3 protein-coding genes are annotated in these 2,325 nt (G+C 27.1%); all 3 read right to left on the bottom strand.

Translation table 11 applies throughout. The features are described 5' to 3' along the window. Positions 1-163 precede the first annotated feature (163 nt). Positions 164-526, bottom strand: coding sequence for an MmcQ/YjbR family DNA-binding protein (locus WAO56_RS04265; RefSeq protein WP_422142840.1), 363 nt, complete (start codon positions 524-526; stop codon positions 164-166). 194 nt (positions 527-720) lie between these two features. After that, complete coding sequence (locus WAO56_RS04260; RefSeq protein WP_422142839.1) at positions 721-1,134, bottom strand: hypothetical protein; 414 nt, start codon at positions 1,132-1,134, stop codon at positions 721-723. Between the two features lie 441 nt (positions 1,135-1,575). Continuing rightward, the gene (locus tag WAO56_RS04255) at positions 1,576-2,016 is read right to left on the bottom strand and encodes an ECF-type sigma factor (RefSeq protein ID WP_422142838.1); all 441 of its coding nucleotides are present in this window, start codon (positions 2,014-2,016) and stop codon (positions 1,576-1,578) included. Positions 2,017-2,325: the final 309 nt, after the last annotated feature.

Here is a 2,325-nt window from a genome sequence, read left to right as displayed (position 1 = left end):
ACAGGTCTAACCTTCTGTCCTTCAGATGAAAAACCATTGTCAATAATATCTTGACACATTTCTACAAAAATTTTATCTGCTTTACTCATTATTACTCCTGTTTTTATATATTTTTAATTCATTCTATATAATTATATACCATTAATAAATATTAACTCAAAAATTATTTACCTTCTAAAATCGAATTTTTTTCTTTCTTAGTTAGTTTATCAAAAACTAAATTATATGATATTTCTATTAGATTTTTAATTTCTTCATTTGACAATTGCTCAGTATTTAAATTAATAGAATTCCAATGTTTTTTATTTGCATAATAACCTGGAGATACATCTGAATATAAATCCCTCATGGCTAAAATATCTTCAGGTTTGTTTTTTAAAGTAATTAAATCTTTAGTCATCATGCCAAAACATTTACCATTTATAGAAAAATAATCACATTCCCAAGAGTCTCTATAATATACATCTGCTCCAAGTAGAGTTTTCCCAAACTCTATAAACTCATTTTTTCTACCTTCAATATCCATTATTTTTCTCCTTATAGATTATTTATCTATACTCCATTCAACACCTTCTTTTATAAGGTGATATTGAATGTTTATAATGGCTACATTTAGCCATTTAACATTGCTTAAATATCTAATATTTCATTATTTTTAGTCGCTATTAAAATTATTCGTACGGATTTAGTACGGATTTTAAACAAATTTTATCTACTAGGCTATTGTATTTGTATCATACCTATTAAATAACTAGCAACTGCGTTTATTAAGGCTTCAAATCCTATTTCAGCACTCCATTTTACACCTTTTTTAAAACTTCCTGCTATCTTTTTTTTCAAATTATCACTATTGGTTAATATTTCCTCTGTACTTTTTGACAACAATAATTGATTTAACTCCGATTGGATATTTAAATCTATTCTATTGCTTTCTTCTAAAAGTGTAGCTAGGCTTTGTATATGTTTAGTATTGCTGTTTATTTGTTCTAGCTGACTTTCAACATTTTTAAGCTGGTGTATAATCTTCTCAATGTTTTGTTCTAAATCAGTCTTTGGAAGTTTATATATTTCAGGATTATATAAGTTTTCTTCTAATGCTTCAAGCTGTTCTTTAAAGAATTTATTATTTTCCAAGACATCACCACCTCATAAACTTTTAATTACATTCTACCATATATTATATAATTAATTATTCATTTTCCTAGTTCCTTTATTTGTTAATATTTATTAATTGTTATGCTTTTTGTCACTTATTGTATAATATACAATTAAATTTATATAATTTCTTTGTATGCGTTAAATACGGGTTTAAGTAGTCACAAAATTATTCTTTTGTGTATATTTGTTTTCACTATTTAAAACTACTTTTACATTAATATTGTTGATATATCAATATTTATAGTCATTTAGGTTAAATGTTGTTTAGTCCGTTACCTTTTATCTATAAAATGAATATTATTACATGATTAAGTCCGATTTAACACCTGTAACACACTTTTACTCTGTATATATTTACAATCATTATTCATAGGTTTTCTTAAGTAATAACCTAGTTTATTCCTATATTAACCATGTTTATAACTCTATTAACTCTAGTCCCTTTTTCTGTTTCCTCTTAACAGTGTCCTCCGATACATTCATCTTTTCAGCAACTTCTCTAATCTTATAACAATCTAAGTATCTAAAGGCTAATACTCTTGCAATGTCCGGGTGATTATCTGCTAATCTATCTAATGCCTCATCTATTTTTCGCTCATGACTATCCAACTTTTTCAAGGTTTTAAGTACCTTTTTTAAAAGCCTTGTTTCTTCGTCTATTAAACTATCAAGTCTATTAGTAAAATCTCCCCTATAGTCGTTTTTAGGCTTTAATTCATGGGAATAATTAACTGCCTTTAGATCTACCTTGTTATATTTATTTTTATAAAAGTCCATTAATCTTCTAAAGGCATATTCATCTTCATTCTTCAATACCCCATACTGCTTTAATATAGTTCTTTTATCCTCTATGTTCATAATCTCCCCCTAAACGATTATCTACCCTAATTACTACCCATAGGACTACCCACAACTCTACCCTCATTATAAAGTTTTGTACGATAATTTACGATAATTTGATTTTAAACCCTATTTTTAAGGTGTTAAATTAGTCCTTTTATCCTTCCTCCATGGGGTTGTTTTGTAAAAGCTATATTTAGTACGATAATTTACGATAATTTAAGTTAGATGCTCCCTTTTTAGGGTGTCCGAAATGTCCGAATAGCTTTTGCTCCATGGGGTTGTTTTGTTTTTGATCATATAACACAAAAAAGATAGGATTTTCTC

The sequence above is a fragment of the Miniphocaeibacter sp. genome, assembly GCF_049276255.1.
GTDB lineage: Bacteria > Bacillota > Clostridia > Tissierellales > Peptoniphilaceae > Miniphocaeibacter.
The sequence above is the reverse complement of the archived record's forward strand: the minus strand, read 5'-3'. Positions and strand labels throughout refer to the sequence as shown.